Consider the following 24,376-nt stretch of genomic DNA (forward strand, 5'->3'; position numbering starts at 1 on the left):
AAAAGGTGGTAGAGCGAGCCATGACCCAATCGATCGATCAATCCGTGCGCGAAGCCTATCAGGAAGCGCTCGCCCTTTGCGGGCGGGGCAAGGTCGCCGACTATATTCCCGCACTGGCAAGGATCGATCCGAACAAGCTCGGTTTTGCGCTCGCGCTTCCCGATGGCACCGTCCACACCGCGGGCGACGCCGACGAGCCCTTCTCGATCCAGTCGGTGTCGAAGGTCTTCACGCTGGCGCTTGCGCTGCGCCGCGTCGGCAGCTCGCTATGGGACAGCGTCGGACGCGAGCCGTCGGGCAGCGCGTTCAATTCGGTCGTCCAGCTCGAAAGCGAGCACGGCATCCCGCGCAACCCGCTGATCAACGCGGGGGCGATCGCTACGACCGACCGGCTGATCGACGGGCGGGACGGCGACGCGGTGGCCGAGGAGATTGTCGATTTCATGCGCGCCCGCGCGAGCGATGACAGGGTCGAAATCGATTTCGACGTCGCTTTTTCCGAATCCGAAACCGGCGCGCGCAATCGCAGCCTCGCGCATTTCATGGACGCCTTCGGTAATCTGAAGCATCCGGTCGAAACCGTCGTCGGCGTCTATTTCCGCCAGTGCGCGATCGCGATGAGCTGTCGCCAACTTGCCCGCGCCGGGCTGTTTCTGGCGATGGAAGGCCGCGACCCGCTGACCGGCGAGCAATTGATCGAGCCGCACCGCGCGCGCCGCATCAACGCGATCATGATGCTATGTGGTCACTATGACAATTCGGGCGAATTCGCCTTCCGCGTCGGCCTGCCGGGCAAGAGCGGCGTCGGCGGCGGCATCCTGTGCATCGCGCCGGGGCAGGGGTCGATCGCCGTCTGGTCGCCGGGGCTCAACGAGGCGGGAACCTCGCTGGCGGGCGCCGCGGCGCTCGAACATTTCGCCTATGCGGCGGGGTGGTCGGTGTTCGATTGATCGCGCCCGATCGCGGCGCGGCTCATTCGACGCCGACGTCGAGCCCGAAAAACCGGGCTGCGACCGGTGTACACGGCTCACCGCGCAGCAGGTGGATCGCCATCGTCCAGTCGAACCCGGGCGGCAGGTCGACCAGCGCCACTCCGGCCGGTTTGATGCGTTCCAGGCTGGCCTGCACGATCGCAAAGCCCAGCCCTGCATCGACCATTTCCAGCGCGGCAAGCGGGTCGGCGGCTTCATAGCGGACATCGGGTTCGAACCCCGCCGCCGCGCAGGCCGCGAAAAATTCGTCTTTGTGACCAGCCGCCGCTGTGCCGGGCAAGGCGATGAACCGCGCCCCGTGCAGGACGCGCGCGGTGGGTGCGGCGCGACCATATCGGTGCGCAGGTATGGCAAGTTTGAAGGACTCGCGGCCTATCGCCCGAGACGACACCCCCGCACCCAAAGCAGGGCGCGCGTGGGCAAAGCCGATATCGATCTCGCCGGAGCGGAGCTGAGACTCCTGTTCGGCGGAACGCAGTTTTTTGAGCATGATGTCGACGTCGGGTGCCACCATGCGGAACGCCCGCAGCCAGCGGGTCACGACCCCGGCATGGATGGCGCCCGGAACATAACCGATGATCAGCGCCCCCGCCGACCCCGCCGCGATCGCGCGCGCCTGCTGTTCGACCCGCTCGCCATGCGCCAGCAAGGATCGGGCCTCGGCCAGAAACTGCCGCCCCGCGGCGGTGAGGCGAAGGCGCTTTTTCGCACGGTGGAACAGCGCCAGGCCCAGATCCGCCTCCAGGCTCTGGATCTGCCGACTGAGCGGCGATTGGGTCAGGTGCAGCCTTTCCGCAGCGCGCCCGACATTCTCTTCTTCGGCCACCGCGACAAAATAGCGCAGCCGTTGCAGATCAAGCATCAGTCCCATCCCGTCTCAACTTGTTCAAAAATGACATTGGACGCGACTATAGTCGCGCGCCATTCGGGTGTCGATTGGCGGCCAGCCCTTGGCCCCGCGGATGGACAGGACAAAGACCATGGCACTGACAAAATTCGGTTTTATCGTGACGGGCGGCGGTCTCGACCCCGCCAGGCATCGCATGGTGATGCAATCGGATCGGTTCGAAATGATCGCCATCGGGATCGGCGATCCCGCCGCGGGACCGGCCGCGGCGCGCGCGCTGGTCGATGAAGGCATCGAATTGCTCGAACTATGCGGCGGATTTGGTCCCATCTGGACCGCGCGGGTGATCGAGGCGATTGGCGGGAAAATTGCCGTCGGGTCGGTCGGCTATGGCCCCGAAGCGATCGCGCCGATGCACCGGCTTTTCGGCGACGGATAGACGCAGGTCGGGATGGAAAGCGCAGCGTCGCGGCGTTCGGGCCGCTCAGTCGTCGAGCAGCGCCAGCTTAACCCGCGCGGTGCCGCTGCGGTGCATGCCGATCTCGCGCGCTGCGGCATGGCTGACGTCGATCACGCGGCCGTGCGAAAACGGGCCGCGGTCGTTGATGCGGACGATCACGCTGTCGCCGTTTGCGGTGTTGGTGACGCGCACCCGGCTGCCGAAGGGCAGCGAGCGGTGCGCTGCGGTCAGCTGGCCGGGGTCAAAGCGTTCGCCGCTCGCAGTGCGGTTCCCGGCTAGCTCGTTGCCGTAATAGCTCGCCATGCCGCCAACGATTTCGGTTTCCCGATCGATTTCGACGATCGCTGCGCCGCCCATACCGGCTTCGCTGATCCCGGTATCCGTGATTTCGGCGTCCTGCGCGGCGGCCGAAACCGTAAGCAAGAGCGGCATCAGCATGGCTGCAAAAGTCCGCATGACTTCATCCCCTTGTCGAGGATGCGCCGAAAGCAGCGGCGGCGCGCCAAGACAAGCCACCGCGCGTTGGACTGAACCTTATTTGCGTTCACCCGCGTGGAATCGGTTCCAATTCATGCTCCCGCCCAGCTTCCCCCGCGATCGTCGTCGGTGAATGGCGGCATGTTTGGAAAGCGTTTCAGGCTCCCGATTGCGCCAGTCGCGTATCGGCCAAACAGCCCTTGAGGATTGACAATGCATAATTACGAAACAATAAGTCGTAATTATGCGAATCAACAGCTCGGCCGAAGCGGCCCTTCACATCATGATCCTTCTCGCCGCCGCGCCCGACGAGCGCGAGCTTGCGGCAAATGACCTTGCCGACTTTCACGACCTGGGTCGTGGCACGCTGGCAAAGGTGTTGTTGCAATTGGCTGCGGCTGGATTGGTCAAGGCGTCCGCCGGACGAAGGGGTGGATATAGGCTCGCGCGCGCTGCCGATGGCATCACCATCTATGATGTCGCGTCGGCGATCGATGGCGTTGAGCCTCACTTTCATTGCCACGAAATCCGGCGCAATGGCCCCTGCGCGGGCACAGCGGGCGAATATTCGGCGCGCTGCGCGATTGCGCGGACGATGGATGCGGCGACGTTGGCGTGGCGTGCGGCGCTGCAAGCGGTGTCCCTCGCTGACCTTGCGAGGCAGATCGGCGACGATGTCTCTCCCACCATTCAACAGCGCACCACTGCTTGGTTCACCGCGCACGGGCGCCAAGTCTGAAGGACGAAATATGACCAACCGCGAAAAGAACGAACAGTGCCTGCTGGTCCACATGAAGGCGGAGGCGGAGCATGACATGGCAGCCGTGCTGGCAACGATCCACCCCGATGCCCTGTTCGAAGATCAGCCACTTGGGCTTGTTCTGAAGGGACGGGACGCGACTGCAATACATTATCGCACATGGTGGGACGCGTTCGGCATTCAGACCGACGGCGGCGTTCTGCACTGGGTATCTGATGATCTCGCCATCGGCGAGGCCGATTTCGTCGGCACCCATGTCGGCCGTTTCCTGGGTGTCGAACCGACCGGTCTTTCGATCCGCTTTCCGTTCACCGTCTATGTCCGCTTCAAGGATGGCCTGCTGTCGGGCGAACGGTTCTTCTATGATCTCAACATGATCATGGCGCAACTCGGCCAGCCAAGCGCCGCACTTGCCGCATGAACCCGCTGCCACCCGTCCTTGGCGGATGGCCGGACGGGTTGCAGGCCATGTTGGCAGTTGATGTCGAGTGCGATGCGCAAGGGCTGCCCCTCCGCCTGCTTGAACTCGTTCGCCTGCACTGCTCGGTGCTCAACAGCTGCGATTTTTGCATCGCGTTGCACACCGAAAAGACCCTGAATCTGGGCGTGGCGCCAACGCTTGTCGACGACATTGTCTCGCAGCGCGGTCCCAGCGGCTTGGATGAAGGGGAGAGCACGGCGCTGGCTTATGCGACCGCGTTGACCCGGCTCGACCAAAATGATGAGGCGACCATCGCGGGTACGACCTCGGCGCTTCGTCAGCATTTCAGGCCAAAGGACGTGATCGTCCTGACCTATGCCGTGGCGCAGATCAACGCCTGGAATCGGCTCGCGCGCGCCGATCCTGCGAGCACGTGAAAAGACTTCGCGTCTTGCGGCGCCGCCGAATCAGTGGCGCGACGGATTTCGATACGACCGACCCGAAATCCGTGACTGCGGGCCACCAATGCGATCAAACGTCCAGATTTGCTACCGACAGCGCGTTGGTCTGGATGAATTCGCGCCGCGGTTCGACCTCGTCGCCCATCAATCGTTCAAAGATTTCATGCGCGATGTCGGCCTGTTCGGCCTCGACGCGCAGCAGCGAACGATTGGCGGGGTCGAGCGTGGTTTCCCACAGCTGCTCGGCGTTCATCTCGCCCAGCCCCTTGTAGCGGCTGATCGCCAGCCCCTTGCGGCTGTGCGCAAAGATCGCCTCGAGCAGTTCGGACGGGCGCGTGATCGGCGTGACCTTGCCGCTGGCCGCGGCGGGCAGGTCGCTGTCCCCCGCGTCAGTATCGTCGTCCACCGGCTCGGCTGCGGCCTCGGCGGCAGCGGGCGCGGCGGCGCTGCTGCCCTTCACCAGCCGGGCCGGATGCGAATAGCTTTCGGCCTGTTCGGACGCGAGCTTGTGCAGGCGGCGGCTCTCCTGGCTCGCCAGGAACGCCGCGTCGATCGTATGATGGTCGCTGACCCCGCGCCACCGCTTTTCGAGCGTGTAGCCGCCATCGTTCGCTACCACCGTCCAGCTCGCTTCGGCGCCGCCGGTCAGCGCGCGCTCGGCGGTGTTGAGCCATTCGGCGGCGCGCAGCGCGGCGGCGGCGCGCCCGGCGCTGTCGAGCGCCGGATCGAGCGCACCGTTCAAGGCCAGCGCCTCGACCAGCTCGTAATTATGACCGCGCGGCACATAGCGCATCAGCGCGCGGAGGCGGCGGCCATGTTCGATCAGCTCGCGCAGGTCGGCCCCCGACCGCGCGCCGCCCGTGGTTTCGAGCATCAGCGCGTCGATGCCACCATCGACGAGATAGTTTTCGAGCGCGCTGTCGTCCTTCACATAGACTTCGCTGCGTCCCTTGGCGACTTTGTACAGCGGCGGCTGCGCGATGTAGAGATGGCCGTTCTCGATGATTTCGGGCATCTGCCGATAGAAGAAGGTGAGCAACAGCGTGCGGATATGCGCGCCGTCGACGTCGGCGTCGGTCATGATCACAATCTTGTGATAGCGCAGCTTTTCAAGGTTGAACTCGTCGCGGATGCCCGTGCCGAGCGCCTGGATCAGCGTGCCGACTTCCTTCGACGAGATGATCCGGTCGAACCGCGCGCGCTCGACGTTCAGGATCTTGCCCTTCAGCGGCAGGATCGCCTGCACATGCCGGTCGCGGCCCTGCTTCGCCGATCCGCCTGCCGAGTCACCCTCGACCAGGAAAAGTTCACACTTGCTGGGGTCGCGTTCCTGACAGTCGGCGAGCTTGCCGGGCAGGCTCGCGATGTCCATCGCGCCCTTGCGCCGCGTCAGTTCGCGCGCCTTTTTTGCGGCCTCGCGCGCCGCGGCGGCGTCGACGACCTTCTGGATCACCGCCTTGGCATAGGCGGGATTTTCCTCGAGCCATTCGGTCATCCGGTCGGCCATCAGGCTTTCCAGAGGCTGCCGGACTTCGGACGACACCAGCTTGTCCTTGGTCTGCGAGCTGAATTTGGGGTCGGGCAGCTTGACCGACACGATCGCGGTCAGCCCTTCGCGCATATCGTCGCCGGTCAGCGAGACTTTCTCTTTCTTGAGGATGCCCGACTTGTCGCCATAGCCGTTGATCGTGCGGGTCAGCGCAGCGCGGAAGGCGGCAAGATGGGTGCCGCCGTCGCGCTGCGGGATGTTATTGGTGAAACACAGCACATTTTCATAATAGCTGTCGTTCCATTCGAGCGCGACGTCGATGCCGATGCCGTCGCGCTCGCTGCTGATCGCGATCGGATCGGGCAGCAGCGCATTCTTGTTGCGGTCGAGATATTTGACGAACGCCGCGATGCCGCCTTCGTAAAACAGGTCATGGCTGACATGCTCGGCGTGGCGGGCGTCGACAAGCTTGATGCGGACGCCCGAATTGAGGAAGGCGAGCTCGCGGTAACGATGCTCGAGCTTTTCGAAATCGAACTCGAGGACGTTTTTGAACGTCTCGGTCGACGCCATGAAGGTCACGCGCGTGCCCTTCTTGCCCGCCGGGGCGGGGCCAGTGACCTTGAGCGGGCCGACCGAATCGCCATGCTCGAAACGCATCCAATGCTCTTCGCCGTCGCGCCAGATCGTCAGCTCCAGCCACTCGCTAAGCGCGTTGACGACGCTGACCCCGACCCCGTGCAGGCCGCCCGACACCTTATACGCGTTGTCATCGCTGGTGTTCTCGAACTTCCCGCCGGCGTGGAGCTGGGTCATGATGACCTCGGCCGCCGAAATGCCTTCCTCGGCGTGGATGCCCGTGGGGATACCGCGACCATTGTCCTCGACGCTGACCGATCCGTCGCTGTTCAAGGTGATCAGGACCAGGTCGCAATGGCCTGCGAGCGCTTCGTCGATCGCATTGTCGCTGACTTCGAACACCATGTGATGCAGCCCCGACCCGTCGTCGGTGTCGCCGATATACATGCCGGGCCGCTTGCGCACCGCATCCAGGCCCTTGAGAACCTTGATTGAATCGGCGCCATAGGCGTTGGTGTTGGGCTGGTTGGAAGGCGCGCTTGGCGCGCTGGTTTCGGGCGTGTCCGTCATATCGATTATATAGGGTCGAAGGCCGCAAAACCCAAGCGAAAATGCGGGTCTTGGCCAGTTTGTGACGAGCGTTGCATGGTCCCGTTGCGACGGCTAGATTCGCGCCATGAAAACCACTCCTTCGCCTCGCTTTTCGTCCCGCCTTTCGCTGGCGTTCGCTGCGGCGCTCGCGGCGCCGCTGGCGGCGTGCAGCCAGCCCGCGCCGCCCGCCGAAAACGCTCCCGCTGTATCGGGCGAGCCGCTCGCGACGCGCGCGGTGATGATCGGCACCGAAGGACCGAGCCTGCCCGCCTGCTCGAGCATCAGCCGGGTCAAGCCGGGTGGCACCGATGTGTTCTGGGCACCGGGCGAAACGCGCGCGGTTAAGGCAAAGCTGGCCGGCGGTGCGAATGTGTCGCTCTGCGAAGCCGCCGAGAATGACGCGTGGTTCGGCATCGTCTTCGCCGCGCCCGGCACCGATCCCGACATGTGCGGGGTCGGCAAATCGGTCGCCAGCGCGCGCGAATATCAGGGTCCGTGCCGCTGGGGCTGGATCCGCGGCGGGACGGTACAGCTGGGGGGATAGCGCCCATATCCTCCCTGTCGCGTAGCGATGGGGAGGGGGACCGTCCGCGAAGCGGATGGTGGAGGGGCTTTGCGCCGGCCGCGCCCTTGCCCCTCCGTCAGCGCTTTGCGCTGCCACCTCCCCATGGCTTCGCCACAGGGAGGGTCACTCTATCGGCAATCCTCGATCACCCGGCCAATCTCCGACTGCACCGGTAGCGTCAGCGCGCCGCCGCCCGGCGTCTCCAGCGCAAAGCGGCCGCGGCTGAACGCGATGCGGTCGAGCCGAGGGTCGCGGTTGGGCAGTGTCGCGCTACCGCCGTCAAAACGTATCTGGTCGGTCCCGGCGCTGGTGCGCAGGCTGACCGCGCCGACCAGCGCCGACGTCAGGCGAATCGCGCTGCCACTGCACGTCATGCTGAGCAGCGGATTGGCGCTGCCGGTCGGAACGAAGGTCGCAGTGCGGCTGCCCGTATCGTAACGCCAGCTCCCCGCATCGACGGCGCGTTCCTCCCAGCCGCGGGTCGGGGTCGGTAATGGCGCGGGGGTCGGCGCGGCGGCGACCGGGGCGGGTCGCGGCGGCGGCGGGGCGGGGGTCGGCACCGCGGCGCATCCGGCAGCCGCCAGCAATAGCGGCACCGCCAGCCCATATCGTGTCCACATCACCTGCCGCCTCATATCAAAATCCCTGCCAATCGATCACTTCGTCCAATGCTACGCGCGGCACCGGCCACTGGTTCACTGCGGCGCCATCGTCGGCATAACCGATCGCGAGGCCGGTGAACAAAATCTGGTCGTCGCCGAGCGCCAGCGTCTGCCGCACGGTTTGGCCATACATCGCCCAGCATTCCTGCGGGCAACTGGCGAGGCCATGCTCCACGAGCAGCAGCATCACCGATTGCAGCCACATCCCCATGTCCGACCATTGCGGCGGCCCCATGATGCGCGAACAGTGGAGGAAAAGCATCACCGGTGCGCCGAAACCCCGATAATTCTCCACGAACTGAGCGAGGCGCCCCGCCTTGTCCTCGCGCGGGATGCCGAGCGACGCGTAAAGCGCCTCACCGACCCCGAAGCGCCGTGCTTCCCACGGGTCGGTCAGTCCTTTGGGATAAATGTCATATTCGGGCTGGTAGCCTTCGCGACCCATCGCCAGCCGCGCGGCGACCGCGTCCTTGACCGCCTGCCAAGGCGCGCCGGTGAGCACCGTCGCCTGCCAGGGCTGGAGATTGCCGCCCGACGGCGCGCGCTGCGCCGCGGCAAAAATCTCGCGGAGCAGTGCGGGATCGACGGGCTGGTCGGTGAATTTGCGCACCGAGCGCCGCTGGTGCAGCGCGGCGGTTACGGACATCGGGTCAGTCGCTGGCATATTTATCCTCTCGCCGTTTGCCGAACAGCAATTTGCGTTCGAGCCGGGCTTTCAGTTGGCGGTAGTAGCTGAGCAGGAAGACGTCATCCTCTTCGGCGATCGCGCGGCCGATCTTGGCGCGGATCGTGTCGGCGACCTCGCGCATCGCGCGCGCGTCCTTGCTGCGCAGCACGCGTTCGAGCTCCTGCAACTCGAAAATGCCATAGACCGAAAGCTCGGCTTCGCTGAATAGCATCGCGTCGCCCGCGGCATCGGTGGCGATGTCGGCGTCGAGCTTCACCCGCTGCGCCATCACCACCCAGGTTCCGGCGATCAGGTCGCCCATCCGCATCCGGTCGCGGTTGAATAGCAGGAACAGGCTGAGCGTCAGCGACCACAGCACCCCCGCCAGCATCGTCCACCCCGACACCGCATCCTCCGCCGCGCCGACGCCGACCATCATCAGCGGCAGGAACAGCTCAAGCTCGCGGATCAGGTTGCGCGCGACCACCGCATCGGCGGTCAGGCGCCCGCCGTCGCGCGCGACGACGCGGATGCCCATCAGCCGCTTGCCCGGGGTCGCGGCGCGCGATCCGAGCTCGAAGCCGATGAACCAGAAGGTGCGCAGCACAAAGGCGCCCAGCATCCACACGACGATGGTGATGTCCGATTGCGACGCAAAGCCGATCCACAGCATGACCAGCGAAAAGAGAAACAGCGCCAGTATGATCAGGATGAGGTCGACCAGCAACGCGCCGAAGCGCAGCCCCGAACTCGCGATCTTGAGCTCGAGATCGACCCCCTCGGGGGTGATGAACTGGCGGATTTTTTTCGCCCGCGACGCGCGCGATTTGGCATTGGCCTGCGCGGCGGTGGCGTTCATGTCACATCCTCGCGGCGCGGCAGATAATAATAGCCGATCCAGAACAACAGCATCAGCGTGCCGATGCCATAGCGCAGCATCGTGTCGGTGATCAGCTGGCGCCCGAATCCTTCGAGCAGCCCGGCCATGAACAGCATCAATATGACCCCGATCATCACCTTGCCCGCGGTCCGCCCGGCGTGCGAGGCCGCCTGCAACCGACTGCGCGCGCCGGGGAATACCACCGCGGCGCCGATGCGCAGCCCGGCGGCGCCCGACAGCGCCGCGGCGAACAGCTCGGTGGTGCCGTGGATGAACAGCCAGCCGCCGAAATCGAACCCCAGCCCCTTGCCCGCAAACACCGCCATCATCGCGCCGAGGCCGATGCCCTGATAATATTCGAGCATCATCGTCGGCACGCCGAAAGCGAAGCCGAGCGCAAAGGACAGGATCGACACGCGGCTGTTGTGGGTGAACAAATAGGTCGCGAATATGTGCAGCCCGCTTTCGCTTTTGCCCGCCGCCTTGCCATGCCCCAGCGTCGATTGCAGATATTCGGCGGTTGCGCGCGGATCGCGCCCGCCCGCCATGTCTTCGCCGACGAAATTATAATACCATTCGGGATTGCTCGCGACGAGCGAGTAGCTGGTGATCGCGCCGAGCAGGATGATCAGCGAAATGATGATCGTCTCTTTCCACACCGACCGCACCGCGGCGGGCCAGTCGTAGAGGAAGAAGCGGCGGACGCGGTTCCAGCGCGTCTCGCGCACGCCATAGACGAGGAAATAGCCGCGGATCGACAGCGCCTCGAGATGGTCGAGCAGCGCCTTGTCGAGGCTCGTCGCGCGCGCGATCGACAGCGACGACAGCGTGGCGCGATAGAGCAGGGGCAGCTGCAACAGCTCGTCGCTGGTCAGCGCCTTGGCGCCCTTTTTCTCCAGCTTGGTCAGCAGCAGGTCGAATGCGATCCAGTCGGCCTCGCGCTCGGCGCGAAAGCGGCTGGCCGAAAAGCTGGGAGCGTCGAGCGCGCGGGCAGGGGGCGCCGCGGGGATCACAGCGTGCCCGCCCGCTTGATGCCGAGATAGGCCTCGATCGCACCTGCCCCCATCGCGTCGGCGGGGACTTCGAGCACGTCGGCGCCCAGCCGCTGCAGCCGCGCGATCACCAGCTGGCGGTCGCGCAGCATCGCCGCGGCGACGTTCGACCGCGTGACATCGGCGCCGGTTTCGGGGCGGCGGCGCTCCTCGCCTTCGACTTCCTCGTCGCGGATCACGACGAACAGCAACCGGTGCTTCTTCACCAGCCGTCCCGCCGCGCGGATCATCAGGTCGGCGCTCGTCGCATCGGTGAATTCGGTGAACAGGATGATCAGCGAGCGGCGATTGAGCTGCGCGCCGAGCGTGGTCAGCGCGAGGGTAAAATTGCTCTCGACATGGGCATAATCGATCAGGCTCGCGGCGCGCTGCAACGCCAGGAAATCCTGCGTGTGCATATAGGCGGGGGTCAGCGCCTGCGGCTTGGCCGCGAAGGAGAACAGGCTGATCCGGTCGTTCAATTTGAGCCCGACATAGGCGAGCAGCAGCGCCGCCGACACCGCGCGGTCGACGCGCGGCATGCCGCCGACGGGTTCGGCCATCGTCCGCCCGCCGTCGATCGCCAGCACGACGCGGTTGTCGCGCTCGACGCGATATTCCTTGGCGAGCAATTTGACGTGGCGCGCCGACGCGTTCCAGTCGATCGCGCGCCGATCCATCCCCGGCTGATATTCGGCGAGCGCTTCATATTCGCTGCCCTCGCCGCGCAGGCGTTGCTGGCGAAGGCCGAACCAGCTGTTGCGTTGGAACAGGCGGCTGCCCTCATCGGTCACCGCGCGCAGGCTGGGGTCGACGCCGATCATGCCGTCGATGACAAATTTGCGCTGTTTCCAGACCAGCCCCAGCGGCCCCGCCCAGCGGATCCACAACGCCTCGATCGCCGCCTGCCCGCGCCGCGACGCGGTGAGCGGCAGGGAGCGGGTCAGCGCTTCGCCGTCGCTCGTCCGGCGCAGATCGCCCGCGAGCCGTCCACCCTCGACAAACCGCTCGTCGAGCGCGAGCGCCAGTTCGGCGCGCGGCGGCACCGCGCGCCCGCGCGCGGCGAGCGTCAGGTCGAACGGATCGCCGACCCCGACCTGATGCGGAAAACGCGCATCGAGGCTGAGGTGGCGCGGACTGGCACCCGCGACCGTGTCGAGGATCAGGCACGCCAGAACCACCCCGATCCACCCGGGCGCCACCAGCCACAGCTCGGGCCGCACGAGCCCCAGTGCGAGCGCCATCGGCGCGCCGAGCAGCAGCAGATAGATCGCGCGGCGGGTGGGGTAGATCATGCGAGACCATCCTCCCTGTGGCGAAGCCATGGGGAGGTGGCAGCCCGAAGGGCTGACGGAGGGGCCGTGACACTACCGTTGCCGCCCCTCCACCATTCGCTTCGCGAACGGTCCCCCTCCCCATCGCTGCGCGACAGGGAGGATTGTTTGCAAATCCCCATCACCGCGGCACTTCCTCACGTTCGAGCAGCGCCGCGACGACCTGTTCGACGCTCCGCCCCTCGATCTCGGCCGCCGCCGACAGGATGACGCGGTGGCGCAGCACGCCCGATGCCAGTTGCTGCACATCGTCGGGGATCACATAATCGCGTCCGTCGAGCGCCGCTGCGGCGCAGGCCGCGCGCGCCAGCAGCGTCGCGGCGCGCGGGCTGGCGCCGCATTCCAGGTCGGCGCTCTCGCGCGTCGCGCGAACCAGGCGGACGATATAGTCGACGATTTCGTCGGCCAGCCGGACGGTGGCGATGGTGTCGATCGCCGCCGCGATCGTCTTGGCATTGGCGACCTCGGTCACCCCGAAATCGGCGACGGCGGGGCTTTTGAAACGCCCGCCATGGTCGGCGACGATACGGCGCTCCTCGTCGGCGGCGGGATAATCGACCACCAGCTTGAACAGGAAACGGTCGAGCTGGGCCTCGGGCAGCGGATAGACGCCCTGTTGTTCGATCGGGTTCTGCGTCGCGAGCACGGTGAAGCGCGGGCTCATGACATGCGGCTCGCCGTTGATCGTCACGCGGCGTTCCTGCATCGCTTCGAGCAGCGCGGCCTGCGTCTTGGGCGGGGTGCGGTTGATTTCGTCGGCGAGCAGCAGCTCGGTAAAGATCGGTCCCTTGGTCAGCGTGAAACTCGACGTCTGGAAGTTGAACAGGTTCGAGCCCAAAATGTCACCGGGCATCAAATCGGGGGTGAACTGGATGCGCCCGAAATCGAGCCCGGTGGCGCGCGCAAAGGCTTGGGCGAGCAACGTCTTGGCGGTCCCCGGCGGGCCTTCGAGCAGCACATGCCCGCCCGCGAGCAGCGCGATGGTGACCATGCGGGTCAGCGGTCCCTGCCCGAACACGACCTTGGCGACTTCGCCTTGGATCGCGGCGCCGAGCGCCTGAACGCTTTCGATGGGATTAGCTGTCACGCAGTAGATCCTTCCTGATGTCGTGCAGCGCCTGCGCGTCTGCCAGAAATTCATGAGTGTTGCGCGCGAGCGGCAGTCGCCGGGCGAGCGCGGAAAATGTTTCATCGCCGCGCAGATGCTTGTCGATCCAGCGGTCGGTTGCGGCGTCATCGAGCCCGGCGGGGGCGTGCAGCCGCCGCGCGATCGCGCTGCGCTGGCTTTTGACATACGCGTCGGCGCCGTCGAGCTCGCGCCGCGCCTGCTTGATCAAATCGGCGCTGTTGGCGATCAATGCCGCCTTCGACACCGCGATGGCGCGCGCCGGTTTCAGCGCCGGGCCGAACCGCATCCACGCCTGCCACAGCGCGAGCAGCCCCGCCGCGATCAGGCACAGGGTGATGCCGATAAATGGCGGCACGAACGCAAAGCGCAGCAGCGAGCGCTGGCTGCCGAACCCGTTCAGCGTCAGGTCGAACGCGATCCCGTCGGCGTCGGCATCCTCCGCCACCGCGTCGATCAGCATCGCCGCGGCGCGAGCGCGATCGCGGTTCGCAAAGGCCAGGTTGTTGACGAAATCGGGCTCGGACAGGATGTAGATTTCGTCGTGGGTGCGCTTGGCGAGCAGCGCGCCGCCGTGCGGAAAGCCGATCATCGTCGCGAAGTCGCCGGAGGTCATGACCTGCGCTCGCAGTCCGCTGAGCGGCAGCGCGACGTTGCGCCCGCCGACAAAGCCGGTCGCGGTGGCGCCGCGCGCGTGCGACTCGCTGATGATCTTGTCGATCGCGCCGATCGTCGGCGGTAGCAATTTGGGCGACGGGGCGCTGGGAAAGCCTTGGCCCGACCAGCCCGCCTTGTCCGGATGCCGCCCCGTCTGCCATTTCGGCAGCACGATGAGCACCGGCCCGCCGCGGTTCCCCTTGATCACCCGCGCCAGATCGTCGGGCTTGGTCTGGTGGGAGGGGGTCAGCACCAGCAGCTCGCGCCATTCATCCTCATATTGCGGCGCCTCTTCGCTGCGGCGCAGATCGACCATCGCGTCGCTGCGTTCGAGCAGGTCGACGATCCCGGCATAGCCCGGCGCTGCTTTCGACAGCGCATGGCCGCCGCCGTCGTTGCCGCTGCTGAGCTGCGGGCCGAGCGCGATCAACGCCCACAGCGCGATGAACGCGATCACACCGATGACCACGACCCCCGCGATCAGCCGCGGGTTGAACCCGCCGTCGCTCGCCGCCCCGCCGCTCATGCCCGCGCCCAATTTTTGGGCACCGTCAGTTCGGCGTAGGCACTGCGGCACTGTTGCCACGCATTCGCGTCGATCGACCGTCCGCCGAACAGGCTGATCTCGACCGCGCGCGCAATGCGGCTGAAGGCGTCGCGGGCGACCCCGGGCAGGTCGCGCGCCTCGGCAAGATCGCGCGAGGTCATCGCGGGTTTGACCAGCCCCGGACGACGGCCGTCGATATCCTCGACGCTGCGATAGAGCAGCAGGTGCACCGCCTCGGCAAAGCGCCCTTCGGCGGCCAGCGCATCGGCCTCGCTCAGCAGCGCGCGCGCGGCGCCGGCTTCGGCCAGCCCGATGTCGTCCGCCGCGTCGTCATCGCCGCCCTTGCGCCGGAACGGCAGATTATCGACCCAGCGGGCAAAGGCGGGAACGAAATGATAGAGCAGGAACAGCGCGAGCAGCGCGACGCCGACCCACAGCAGCGGCTTGGCGGCGGGCGCGCTCCACTGGAAAAAACTGCCGATCATGTCGAACAGCGATTTCAGCCATTCGGGGGTGGGTGGCGGTGGTGGTGGCGGCGGCGGAAACGCGGTCTGGATTTCGCCGCCCGCGATCGTCTGGCTATAGGCGGGACCGACGAGTTCGGGATCGATCAGCCAGCCGCCACCGGCGCCCGGCGCTTCGGCGGCCGCTGACGCCTGGGCGATCCACAGCGACATCATGCCCAAAAGACTGTTCCGCCGTGCATTGTCATCGCGCCAAGGCGTAGCGCGATGCGGCGCGCCAAGGCAAGAGATGCTTGCGCAGGCGACTGCCCCGTTATAGCGCGCTGCCGCATGGGTCCGATGGTTGCGGGCGTAACCAGCCGCCAGAATGGGCGAGGCCGAACGGGAGGAATTTTAGGTGGACGCGGCGCAGGCAGTACATGAAAAATTCCTCGCCGCGCTGGCGACCGGCCGCTTGCCGGGCCGCGCCGATGCGCCCGATCCCGCCGCGATCGGACTGTCGCGCGCCGACGCCACCGACATTTTCCTGTCGCAGCTGACCAGCCGTCAGATGGACCGCTTGTCGCGCCACCTGCAGGCGCGCGGCGAGGGGTTCTACACGATCGGATCGTCGGGGCATGAGGGCAATGCGGCGGTCGCGGCGGCGCTGCGCGTCACCGACATGGCGTTTCTCCATTACCGCTCGAACGCCTTTCAGCTTCACCGCGCGCGCCAGTTGCCGGGCGGCACGCCGACGTGGGACATGCTGCTGAGCTTTGCGGCGTCGAGCGAAGATCCGATTTCGGGCGGCCGCCACAAGGTGATTGGGTCGAAACCGCTCAATATCCCGCCGCAAACTTCGACGATCGCCTCGCACCTGCCGAAAGCGGTCGGCGCCGCCTTTTCGATCGGCATCGCGCGGCGTCAGGGCATGAAAGATCTGCCGCTCCCCGACGATGCGGTGGTGCTGACCAGCTTTGGCGACGCGTCGGCGAACCATTCGACCGCGCAGGGGGCATTCAACACCGCGGGCTGGGCGGCGTTTCAGGGCTCGCCAATGCCGCTGATCTTCCTCTGCGAAGACAATGGCATCGGCATTTCGACCCGCACGCCGACCGGCTGGATCGAGGCGCAGTTCCGTCACCGCGCCGGGCTGCACTATATCCAGTGCGACGGCAGCGACCTCGCCTCGGCCTATGCCGGGGCGTGCGAAGCCGCCGATTATGCGCGGCGGTATCGCAAGCCGGTGTTCCTCCACATGGCGACGGTGCGGCTCTACGGCCACGCCGGGTCGGACGTGCAGGGCGCCTATCTGCCCAAGGCGCTGATCGAGGCCGACGAGGCGCGCGACCCGCTGCTCGCGGGCGCGGCATTGATGGCCGGGCAGGGGTGGATGACCCCCGCCGAGATCGCCGACGTCTATGAAGACATCGGCGCGACGCTGGCGCGGCAGGCCGAGGCGGCGATCCTGCGCCCCAAGATCACCACGCCCGCGCATGTGATGCAGAGCATCGTGCCGCCCAAGCGCGAGCTTGCCCGCGCGAACACCCCGTCGGACGAGGATCGCAAGGCGATGTTCGGCAGCGATGCAGGCGCGATGGACAAGCCGCAGCATATGGCGCGGCTCTTAAGCTGGGCGCTCGCCGACCTGATGCTCGCCCACCCCGAAATCGCCGTGATGGGCGAGGATGTCGGGCCAAAGGGCGGGGTCTATAATGTCACCGCAAAGCTGCACCAGCGCTTCGGGTCGGCGCGCGTGATCAACACCTTGCTCGACGAACAGGCGATCCTCGGGCTCGCGATCGGCATGGCGCACAACGGCTTTGTCCCGATGCCCGAGATCCAGTTCCTCGCTTATGTCCACAATGCCGAGGACCAGATCCGCGGCGAGGCGGCGACCTTGAGCTTCTTCTCGAACGGCCAGTACACCAACCCGATGGTCATCCGCATCGCGGGGCTCGGCTACCAGAAGGGTTTCGGCGGTCATTTCCATAACGACAACAGCCTTGCGGTGTTCCGCGACATTCCCGGCGTCATCCTTGCGGTCCCGTCGAACGGGCGTGACGCCGTGGCGATGCTCCGCGAATGCGTGCGGCTGGCGCGCGAGGAGCAGCGCGTCGTCGTCTTTGTCGAACCGATCGCGCTCTATATGACTCGCGACCTCCACGAGGAGGGCGATGGCTTCTGGACGAGCGTTTATGAGGCGCCCGGCGCCGCCGCGCCGATCGCTTTCGGCGACGTCGGCGTCCATGGCGACGGCAGCGACCTCGCGATCGTCACCTATGGCAATGGATATTATCTCTCGCGGCAAGCCGAAAAGCTGCTCGCCGCCGATGGCGTCAAGGCGCGCGTCATCGATCTGCGCTGGCTCGGTCCGGTCGACGAAGACAAGCTCGTCGCCGCGGTCGGCGATGCCAAGCGCGTCCTGATCGTCGACGAATGCCGCATCACCGGCTCGCAGAGCGAGGCGCTGATGGCGACCTTTGTCGAGCGCACGCCGGGCAAGAAGATCGCGCGGATCGCCGCCGACGACAGTTTCATCCCGCTCGGCAAGGCCGCAACGCTGACCCTGCCGAGCCGCGACAGCATCGTCGCGGCGGCGAAGGAGTTGCTCGCATGAGCACCCGCAAAACCGCGCTCGTCGTCGCCCCCGGCCGCGGCACCTATGGCAAGGGCGAACTCGGCAGCATCGCGCGTCTGCACGGTGCGCGCTTCCCCGATCTCATCGCCAATTTCGACGCGCAGCGCACCGACCGCGGCCAGCCGACGGTGACCGAACTCGACGGCGCCGATCGCTTCAGCGTCGCCACCCACATGCGCGGCGACGTTGCCGCACCCTTGATCTACACCGCGACCGCGCTCGATTATCTCAGCATCGACCGCGAAAAATATGACGTCATCGCGGTCGCAGGCAATTCGATGGGCTGGTACAGCGCATTGGCGCTCGGCGGTGCAGTGTCGGTCGCGGATGGCTTCCGGATCAGCAATGCGATGGGCCTCAACAGCCAGACCCACGGCCCCGGCGGGCAGATCTTGCTGCAAGTCGTCGACGAGGATTGGCGCCCGGTTCCGGGCTTGCGCGATGCGCTGTTCGCGCTGGTCGATTCCATCGCAGCGCGGCCCGGCCACGCCCTCGTGCTGTCGATCGATCTTGCCGGGATGCTCGTCTTTGCGGGCGACGAAGCGGGCCTCGCCGCGCTCCTCGCCGAAGCGCCGCCGACGCCGGGGCGCGATCCGCTGCGCCTTGCGGGCCATGGCCCGTTCCACACCCCGCTGATGTTCGGCAGCGCGGACAAGGCCAAGGCCGAGCTCCCCGCCGGGCTGTTCAGTGCCCCCGCGATCCCGATGGTCGATGGTCGCGGCCATGTCTGGCGCCGCTTTTCGAGCGATCCGGCGGCGGTGTGGGATTACACCTTCGGCCACCAGATCCTCGCGCCCTACGACTTCGCGCTGTCGGTGCAGGTTGCGGTCAAGGAATTTGCCCCCGACGTCATCATCCTGCCCGGTCCCGGCGACACGCTCGGCGGTGCGATTGCGCAATCGCTGATCGGCATCACCTGGCAGGGGATTGCGGGCAAGGGTGATTTCATGGCGCGGCAGGCATCGGACCCGATCCTGCTATCGATGGGCCGCCCCGAACAGCGCGCGCTCGTCACCGGCTGACGTTGCACCGGAAACGAATAGGGTCGGCAAGGGAAGGAACATTCCCCTGCCGACCCTGTCGGTCGCGCGCGATCAGGTGGGGTGGACCGCGCGCGGGTGAACGGCAGCGCCCATGGGGACCAACTCAAGAGCGGTGCGCCGTTCATTTGCCTTATAGGCGGGGCGCGGCGAGGTTGGCCGCGCCACGCGGCGATCATGCACCGAAATGGACCGGATTGACCGCGGCGCCGCCCGCCTGCTCGGCGATGAATTGCCACCGCAGCAGCTCGGCGACGCTGTCGGCTCCGGCGCGGCGCATGATCTTGGCGCGGTGAACCTCGACCGTGCGCGGGCTGAGATCGAGCTGCCGCGCGATCGCCTTGTTGCCGAGCCCCGCGGCGATCGCGTCCAATATGCTGCGCTCGCGCGGGGTCAGCGCCGCCAGCCGCGCCTCTGCCTCGTGGCGCCGATGCAGCGCCGCTTGCCGCACCTGCCAGTCGCCAGCCGCCGCGTCTATGACTCGGCGCACGATGCGCGGGTCGAGCGGCGCCGCGAGCAGGTCGCGCGCGCCGCCGCGCAGGATCGCGCGCGATTCGGCGATGCTCAACTGCTCGGCGGCAACAAAGACCGCCAGATCGCCGCGCCCCGCGATCCGTTCGAGCAACGCCGCGCCGCTGACCCGCCCGGGCTGGTGCCAGCGAAAGAGCAGGATCGCGCCGCCGCCCTTGCCGTCGTCGCCGTCGCCGTCGATCCAATCATCGGCGCTGGCAAAACAGCGGACAATCCGCTCGCCGCCCGCCGCCAGCGCGCGAAAACAGGCCGCGCGCTCGGCGGGATTGGGCAGGATCAGGTGGATATGGCCCGCAACATTGCTCACCCGATCCTGCTGCCCCCGCCGAGCGGACGCGGCCAGCGCGGATCGATCGGGGGCGGTGCCGTTTCGGAGCGATCGCGCGCTGCTTGCCGCGACCGGTGCGATCAGCCGGTGATCAGTTGAACCGCCGCAGGTCCGTAAAGCGCGACCATGAAGATGCCGGCGGTCACCGCGCCGACGAGCAGGCTGCGCCGGTCCTTGATCGCAAAGGCGACCGGATCGCCCTCGACCTCGCCGCGCCGCGCCATGATCCAGATACGGTTCAGCCAGTACAGCAGCGGCAGGCAGAGCAGCCACAGCATTTGCGGCTGCGCATAATTGGCCGCGGTCGCCGGATCATGGGCAAAGAGCGCCAGCACGAGGATCGCGACCATCCCGGCCGAGATGCCCGACATCATCACGACATCGAGGTCGCCGCCGACATAGCCCCGCCCGCTCAGCAGGCGTTCGGGCTCGATCGCGTCGCGCATTTCGACATAACGCTTCAGATAGGCGAGGCTGAGGAACAGGAAGACCGAAAACAGCAGCAGCCAGAAGCTCAGCGCCACGCCGATCGCGATCGCGCCGATCCAGATGCGGATCGTGTACAGCGATGCGAGCACAATCGCGTCGCCGACCATCACCGCCTTCAGCCGGAACGAATAAGCGGTGGTGATCGCCATATAGGCGATGAACCAGAGCATGAGTTCGGGCCCGCCGAGCCACCAGCCGCCGATCAGGCCGATTGCCGCCAGCAGCAACGACAGCCCCAGCGCGGCCGGGATCGTCAGATCGCCGTGCGCCAGCGGCCGTTTCCATTTGCTGCGATGCGCGCGGTCGGCGTCGATGTCGAGCAGGTCGTTCAGCAAATAAATCGACGAGGCGATCAGCGACATCAGCAGCGCCGCCGCCACCGCGGTCAGCAGCACCGCGGGATTGGTGAATTGGCCCGATGTCATCGCGGGAACGACCACCAGCGCGTTCTTGGCCCATTGGTGCGGCCGCATCGCCTTGACGATGGTGCGCACGGCGCCGGGGCGCGGGTCGCCGAGCCGCGCGACCCTGAGCCCTGCCGGAACATGGCCGATCGACCAGCCCTGCCGCGCCTCGCGCCACAGGCACGCATCGGCACGGCTGTCGCCGACATAGTCGAACGGTGCGTCGGCGCCGATGCGCGCGCGGATCGCGGCCAGCTTCGCCGGACCTTTCAGATTCGACCGGCCGCGCGTTGCGATGACCGGTTCGGCAAGCCCCAGATGATCCGCGATGCCGCGGATGTGGCGCCCGTGGCTCGCGCTCGCCAGGATCACCGGGCGCCTGTCGGCCTTTGCCTCGTCGATCAGGCGGAGCACCTCGGGCCGATAGGGCAAGCGCGCCGGATCGATGCGGTCGCGCCGCGCCGCCAGCGTCTTGGCGACCGCGCGCCCCGCGATCAGCCAGCCCAGCACCGCGATCAGCGCGGCGATGCCCGACCGGGCGATCCGCACAAAGCTTTCGAGCGAAAGATCGGCGCGCACCAGCGTCCCGTCGACGTCGACGAACAGCGGCACCGGCTTGTCGGGGCGGAGAGGTCGCTCAGGCGGCATCGGGCAATCCCCTTCGCGCAGAAAACCGCTCGATCCAGGCGGCGACCGGCACCGCCGCCAGGACGATCAACAGCGGAATCACCGGATCCCGATACCGGACGATGATATAGGCGGCGGCGTGGATCAGCCAGAAGCCCGCGATCATCGCCGCAAAAATCCATTTGGCGTCGGGCGCGACCCGCTGCGAGGCAAGAGCGAACAGCCCGAGCAGCAGGATCAGGCCATATTGCCCGACCTCGACCAGCCGGATCGCGGTGACCGCTTTCGACGCCGCCATCTCGCCCGCGTCGGGGAGGTTGGGTTGCCAGAAATAGGCGAGTTTGAGCGCCGCGAGCCGCGCCGCCGCGCCGGGGTTCGCCGCGATCCAGTCGAGCGCTTCGGCTTGCAGGCGGTCGGCGTTGCCGACCTCGCCCAGCCGTAGGCGCGTCGCGTTCCAGTCCTTGCCCAGCGGCGTGTCGGCGATGCTGACGAAGCGGCCCGTCGCCGCGGGATTGTTGCCCAGATACAGGTTGAAGGCGGCGTTGGTGGTCAGCACCGGGCGCCCGACCATCTGGTTCGTCGTATAAAGCCACGGCGCCATCAGCACCGCGGCCCCGGCGACGAAGCACAGCCCCGCGGCAAAGGCCGGCGCAAATCTGCCGCGCGCGCGCCAAAGCAGCAGCAGCGCGGCGCCGACGCCAAGGCAGAGCAGCAGCGCCGATCCGCCGGTGATCAGCGCGGCGCCCCACAATAGACCGGCCACCGATGCCGCCGCCATCGGGCGCTGGTCGCGCGCGATCGCGATCGCGCACAGCGCCATGCCGAGCAGCAAGGGCGTGGTCAGATTCTCCTTCGCCAGCATCGTCGCATTCCACAGCCCGGGCAGCCAGAGCGCATAGGCGGCGGCGGCGAGCAGCCCCGCACTGCGCTGCGCCGATAGCGCAAACCCAAGCCGGTAGATCAGCCCGAGGCTGACCATGCACAAGAGCAGGTTGATCGCGATGGCGGCGCCCGCCGAACTCCCCAATATCGTGAAAAAGGGTGCGAGCAGCAGCGGATAACCCGCGCTGTAAAAGGCGTGCTGGCCATAATGGTCGGCGAGCTCGCCGCGCTCCGCCAAACCCTCGGCCATCGTGAAATAGGCGAGCGCGTCGCTTTCGAGCGGATGTTGCAAGGCCCAGGCAGCGGCCAGTCGCAGCCCGATCGCGACCAGCATGATCGTGATGAGCAGGATCGCGCTCGTCCGCGGCGAAAGCTGCGATGACGAAGGGCTCATGACGGGCGCGGACGCGATCATCGGGCGGTGCCTGAACGCCGCGGCAAGGATTTACGCGGACCGCGCGACGAGCACGCAGCCCGCGGCGATCATCAAGGTTCCGGCGATGCGCGCCGCGCTCAGGCTTTCGTCAAGCCACCAGGCACCGGCGAGCATCGTCAATATGAAGCCGATCCCCACGAACGGATAGGCCAGCGACAGCGGCGCGCGGCCCAGCACGAACAGCCAAAGCAGCGCGCCGACACCATAAAGACAGAGGCCGAGCAGGATCATCGGCGATTGCACCAGCCCGCCAATTTCGCCGCCGATTCCCGCCGATCGCCCGCTCGCGGCGGACGTGGTCCCGACTTTCAGCGCCAGCTGTGCGAGCGCCGACAGGCTGACGCTGGCGAGAATGAGCAGGAACAGGCGCGCAGTCATGGGCGATCTTTCGGTTTATCAGCGGTTTGCCATTAGTCGCGGCGTTTCAAGATAAGATTAATTTTGCCTGGAATGTCGAGCGAAATCCTGCGCGTTTGGCGGTGCTGCCGTCCATGCGCTGCCAGCCTATTCGATCCCGATACGCCCCTCATATTGGGCGCGTATGGCGCGCGAGCTATATCCTTTTCCCGCTTTGAAGATGATTTCCGGGCTGCGCAGTGCACGCGGATCGACGGTGAGATCGCCGCGCACGAACACAAGGTCGGCGCGTTTTCCGGTTTCGATCGAGCCGATATCGTCCGCGCGGCCAAGATAGATCGCACCGTTCAAGGTCATGGCGCGGATCGCGTCGGATGCTGTGAAGCCGGCTTCGACCATGAGTTCATATTGCCTGGCCATTGCACTGCCGGGGACGACACCACCAAAACCCGTCGGGTCGGAACCCGCGATCAGCAATCCGCCCTCCCGCACGAAGCGCCGCTCCATCCGGCCGAGCCGCGGCAACAATGCCGCCACAGCGGGGCCGAACGGCGATCCCCGTGCAGCCACCGCCGTCGATTGAAAGAAATGCTTCAACCCGTCAGAAAGTGGCGCCAGCGCGTCGGCATCGGGCAGTGGCCGGTCGGCCGCAAGCGTTTCAAAGATCGCGAGGGTAGAGGTCAGCGCGACTTTGTGCTCGACCAGCATGCGGATCAGCTTGCCGATTTCGGGTTCATCCGGATCGAGCCGGTTGAGCGACTGGATCCGTTCGATCCATGGCGGGCAGACACCCGGCACGCGTCCGGACACAAAATCGCTCGCCGCGGCAAAGGAATGCTCGATGTTGTCGATACCCGCCATGGCCGCCTCGGCATAGCTCACCGCGCACAGATGCCCGGTGACGCGCATTCCGTGCCGATGCGCTGCGGCGACGGTTGCCGCGAGGGCATCCAGCTTCAGTATTTCATAGGCCTTGAACGACGTCACGCCTTCGGTCGCCCAAAAGTCGACGAAACGCGCCGCATGGTCAGCGCCATCGATGACGGGCATCCGCGCCACTGAGGGCGGTTTGCCCTCGACGTAGGCTCCGGTGACATCGATATCGGGGCCGATCCGGGTGTTTGCCGCAATCGCGCGGGCGGTGGCGAGATCGGCGTAGGGATCGATCGATCCGGCGGTTCTGATCGTGGTCGCTCCGCCCGCCAGATACAGCCGGGCGAAGGCCTCCGGATCGGCGAAATATCCCCCTGCGGAATCGGGATAGAACAAATGTTCATGCATCATGACGAAGCCGGGAAGCAGCGTCCCCCCGTCGCCGTCGACGATGAAATTGTCCGGGGAATTGTTCCGGCCTGTGCCGGAAATAGCGCGACGATGCGACCGGCGCGAATCAGCACCGTCATGTTGGACCGCGGCGGTGCTCCGGTGCCATCGATGACGGTCACATTATTGATTGCGATGGCATTTTCGGTCCGAACGATTTCGCTCTGTTCGGTGCGATTCTGCATCGCGAAAAGATCTGGTGAAGCGGTGATTGAAACCACCGCCAGCAATGTTGCAACGGCATATCTGACCATCGACCGCTCCCTCATAGAGCCGTGCATATTCGTTTCAAATCGCACGGACTTGCGAATCATGTACAATTGATTGTA

25 protein-coding genes are annotated in these 24,376 nt (G+C 66.3%); 8 read left to right on the top strand and 17 right to left on the bottom strand.

Annotated elements, in window-relative coordinates; translation table 11 throughout:
* Window positions 1–20 precede the first annotated feature (20 nt).
* Window positions 21–950, top strand: coding sequence for a glutaminase (locus SPYCW_RS16810; protein WP_120217777.1), 930 nt, complete (start codon window positions 21–23; stop codon window positions 948–950).
* 22 nt (window positions 951–972) lie between these two features.
* On the opposite strand, the gene SPYCW_RS16815 is transcribed toward SPYCW_RS16810, so the two are convergent.
* Window positions 973–1,854: a LysR family transcriptional regulator gene (locus tag SPYCW_RS16815; protein ID WP_172595537.1), complete on the bottom strand. Its 882-nt coding sequence runs from the start codon at window positions 1,852–1,854 to the stop codon at window positions 973–975.
* A gap of 118 nt (window positions 1,855–1,972) precedes the next feature.
* Here SPYCW_RS16815 and SPYCW_RS16820 point away from each other — a divergent pair, with 118 nt between their 5' ends.
* On the top strand, window positions 1,973–2,278 hold the full coding sequence (locus tag SPYCW_RS16820) for a DUF6506 family protein (protein WP_145986003.1): 306 nt from the start codon (window positions 1,973–1,975) through the stop codon (window positions 2,276–2,278).
* 45 nt (window positions 2,279–2,323) lie between these two features.
* Here the strand turns inward: SPYCW_RS16820 and SPYCW_RS16825 are convergent, their stop codons facing one another.
* Window positions 2,324–2,755, bottom strand: a complete 432-nt coding sequence (locus SPYCW_RS16825; protein WP_120217780.1) for a septal ring lytic transglycosylase RlpA family protein — start codon at window positions 2,753–2,755, stop codon at window positions 2,324–2,326.
* 304 nt (window positions 2,756–3,059) lie between these two features.
* Here SPYCW_RS16825 and SPYCW_RS19545 point away from each other — a divergent pair, with 304 nt between their 5' ends.
* From SPYCW_RS19545 to SPYCW_RS16840, 3 genes are read left to right on the top strand one after another with little or no spacing between them, the layout of a single operon-like run.
* Window positions 3,060–3,515, top strand: a complete 456-nt coding sequence (locus SPYCW_RS19545) for an RrF2 family transcriptional regulator (protein WP_443029469.1) — start codon at window positions 3,060–3,062, stop codon at window positions 3,513–3,515.
* Between the two features lie 10 nt (window positions 3,516–3,525).
* Complete coding sequence (locus SPYCW_RS16835; RefSeq protein WP_172595538.1) at window positions 3,526–3,957, top strand: ester cyclase; 432 nt, start codon at window positions 3,526–3,528, stop codon at window positions 3,955–3,957.
* Window positions 3,954–4,394, top strand: a complete 441-nt coding sequence (locus tag SPYCW_RS16840; RefSeq protein ID WP_120217783.1) for a carboxymuconolactone decarboxylase family protein — start codon at window positions 3,954–3,956, stop codon at window positions 4,392–4,394. Before SPYCW_RS16835 ends, SPYCW_RS16840 begins: the two co-directional genes overlap by 4 nt.
* A 94-nt stretch (window positions 4,395–4,488) precedes the next feature.
* On the opposite strand, the gene gyrB is transcribed toward SPYCW_RS16840, so the two are convergent.
* Window positions 4,489–7,056 carry a DNA topoisomerase (ATP-hydrolyzing) subunit B gene (gene gyrB, locus SPYCW_RS16845; protein WP_120217784.1) on the bottom strand — a complete coding sequence of 856 codons (2,568 nt, stop codon included), beginning with the start codon at window positions 7,054–7,056 and terminating at the stop codon, window positions 4,489–4,491.
* Window positions 7,057–7,162: 106 nt separating this feature from the next.
* On the opposite strand from gyrB, the gene SPYCW_RS16850 reads away from it, so the two are divergent.
* Entirely contained in the window at window positions 7,163–7,621 is a 459-nt protein-coding gene (locus SPYCW_RS16850; RefSeq protein WP_120217785.1) for a hypothetical protein, read from the top strand.
* A 149-nt stretch (window positions 7,622–7,770) separates the two neighbouring features.
* Here SPYCW_RS16850 and SPYCW_RS16855 read toward each other — a convergent pair whose 3' ends face one another.
* The 8 genes from SPYCW_RS16855 to SPYCW_RS16890 all read right to left on the bottom strand — a co-directional run bounded on the left by SPYCW_RS16855 (window position 7,771) and on the right by SPYCW_RS16890 (window position 15,226).
* Window positions 7,771–8,262: a hypothetical protein gene (locus SPYCW_RS16855; protein ID WP_120218375.1), complete on the bottom strand. Its 492-nt coding sequence runs from the start codon at window positions 8,260–8,262 to the stop codon at window positions 7,771–7,773.
* A 16-nt stretch (window positions 8,263–8,278) separates the two neighbouring features.
* A complete protein-coding gene (locus tag SPYCW_RS16860; RefSeq protein ID WP_120217786.1) occupies window positions 8,279–8,968 on the bottom strand; it encodes a nitroreductase in 690 nt (229 codons plus the stop codon).
* Window positions 8,955–9,830 carry an RDD family protein gene (locus SPYCW_RS16865; protein ID WP_120217787.1) on the bottom strand — a complete coding sequence of 292 codons (876 nt, stop codon included), beginning with the start codon at window positions 9,828–9,830 and terminating at the stop codon, window positions 8,955–8,957. The genes SPYCW_RS16860 and SPYCW_RS16865 overlap by 14 nt, the downstream gene beginning before the upstream one ends.
* Entirely contained in the window at window positions 9,827–10,864 is a 1,038-nt protein-coding gene (locus SPYCW_RS16870) for a stage II sporulation protein M (RefSeq protein ID WP_120217788.1), read from the bottom strand. Before SPYCW_RS16870 ends, SPYCW_RS16865 begins: the two co-directional genes overlap by 4 nt.
* Window positions 10,861–12,177 carry a DUF58 domain-containing protein gene (locus SPYCW_RS16875; protein ID WP_120217789.1) on the bottom strand — a complete coding sequence of 439 codons (1,317 nt, stop codon included), beginning with the start codon at window positions 12,175–12,177 and terminating at the stop codon, window positions 10,861–10,863. Before SPYCW_RS16875 ends, SPYCW_RS16870 begins: the two co-directional genes overlap by 4 nt.
* Before the next feature lie 160 nt (window positions 12,178–12,337).
* On the bottom strand, window positions 12,338–13,303 hold the full coding sequence (locus tag SPYCW_RS16880; RefSeq protein WP_120217790.1) for an AAA family ATPase: 966 nt from the start codon (window positions 13,301–13,303) through the stop codon (window positions 12,338–12,340).
* Complete coding sequence (locus tag SPYCW_RS16885) at window positions 13,293–14,525, bottom strand: DUF4350 domain-containing protein (RefSeq protein ID WP_120217791.1); 1,233 nt, start codon at window positions 14,523–14,525, stop codon at window positions 13,293–13,295. The genes SPYCW_RS16880 and SPYCW_RS16885 overlap by 11 nt, the downstream gene beginning before the upstream one ends.
* Entirely contained in the window at window positions 14,522–15,226 is a 705-nt protein-coding gene (locus SPYCW_RS16890) for a DUF4129 domain-containing protein (RefSeq protein ID WP_120217792.1), read from the bottom strand. Before SPYCW_RS16890 ends, SPYCW_RS16885 begins: the two co-directional genes overlap by 4 nt.
* A gap of 181 nt (window positions 15,227–15,407) precedes the next feature.
* Between SPYCW_RS16890 and SPYCW_RS16895 the strand changes: the two genes are divergently transcribed.
* The gene (locus tag SPYCW_RS16895; RefSeq protein WP_120217793.1) at window positions 15,408–17,609 is read left to right on the top strand and encodes a dehydrogenase E1 component subunit alpha/beta; all 2,202 of its coding nucleotides are present in this window, start codon (window positions 15,408–15,410) and stop codon (window positions 17,607–17,609) included.
* Window positions 17,606–18,652, top strand: coding sequence for an ACP S-malonyltransferase (locus tag SPYCW_RS16900; protein WP_120217794.1), 1,047 nt, complete (start codon window positions 17,606–17,608; stop codon window positions 18,650–18,652). Before SPYCW_RS16895 ends, SPYCW_RS16900 begins: the two co-directional genes overlap by 4 nt.
* A 193-nt stretch (window positions 18,653–18,845) precedes the next feature.
* On the opposite strand, the gene SPYCW_RS16905 is transcribed toward SPYCW_RS16900, so the two are convergent.
* The 6 genes from SPYCW_RS16905 to SPYCW_RS16930 form a co-directional block, all read right to left on the bottom strand.
* Window positions 18,846–19,508, bottom strand: a complete 663-nt coding sequence (locus SPYCW_RS16905) for a response regulator transcription factor (protein WP_120217795.1) — start codon at window positions 19,506–19,508, stop codon at window positions 18,846–18,848.
* 101 nt (window positions 19,509–19,609) lie between these two features.
* Window positions 19,610–21,070, bottom strand: coding sequence for a UbiA family prenyltransferase (locus SPYCW_RS16910; RefSeq protein WP_120217796.1), 1,461 nt, complete (start codon window positions 21,068–21,070; stop codon window positions 19,610–19,612).
* Window positions 21,060–22,346 carry a hypothetical protein gene (locus tag SPYCW_RS16915; protein ID WP_120217797.1) on the bottom strand — a complete coding sequence of 429 codons (1,287 nt, stop codon included), beginning with the start codon at window positions 22,344–22,346 and terminating at the stop codon, window positions 21,060–21,062. Before SPYCW_RS16915 ends, SPYCW_RS16910 begins: the two co-directional genes overlap by 11 nt.
* Window positions 22,347–22,376: 30 nt before the next feature.
* Window positions 22,377–22,745, bottom strand: a complete 369-nt coding sequence (locus SPYCW_RS16920) for a small multi-drug resistant family protein (protein WP_120217798.1) — start codon at window positions 22,743–22,745, stop codon at window positions 22,377–22,379.
* Between the two features lie 126 nt (window positions 22,746–22,871).
* The gene (locus SPYCW_RS16925; RefSeq protein ID WP_120217799.1) at window positions 22,872–24,008 is read right to left on the bottom strand and encodes an amidohydrolase family protein; all 1,137 of its coding nucleotides are present in this window, start codon (window positions 24,006–24,008) and stop codon (window positions 22,872–22,874) included.
* On the bottom strand, window positions 24,005–24,301 hold the full coding sequence (locus SPYCW_RS16930) for a hypothetical protein (RefSeq protein WP_145986005.1): 297 nt from the start codon (window positions 24,299–24,301) through the stop codon (window positions 24,005–24,007). Before SPYCW_RS16930 ends, SPYCW_RS16925 begins: the two co-directional genes overlap by 4 nt.
* Window positions 24,302–24,376 lie beyond the last annotated feature (75 nt).

It is taken from the genome of Sphingopyxis sp. EG6, from assembly GCF_003609815.1.
In the GTDB taxonomy this organism is placed as follows: domain Bacteria; phylum Pseudomonadota; class Alphaproteobacteria; order Sphingomonadales; family Sphingomonadaceae; genus Sphingopyxis.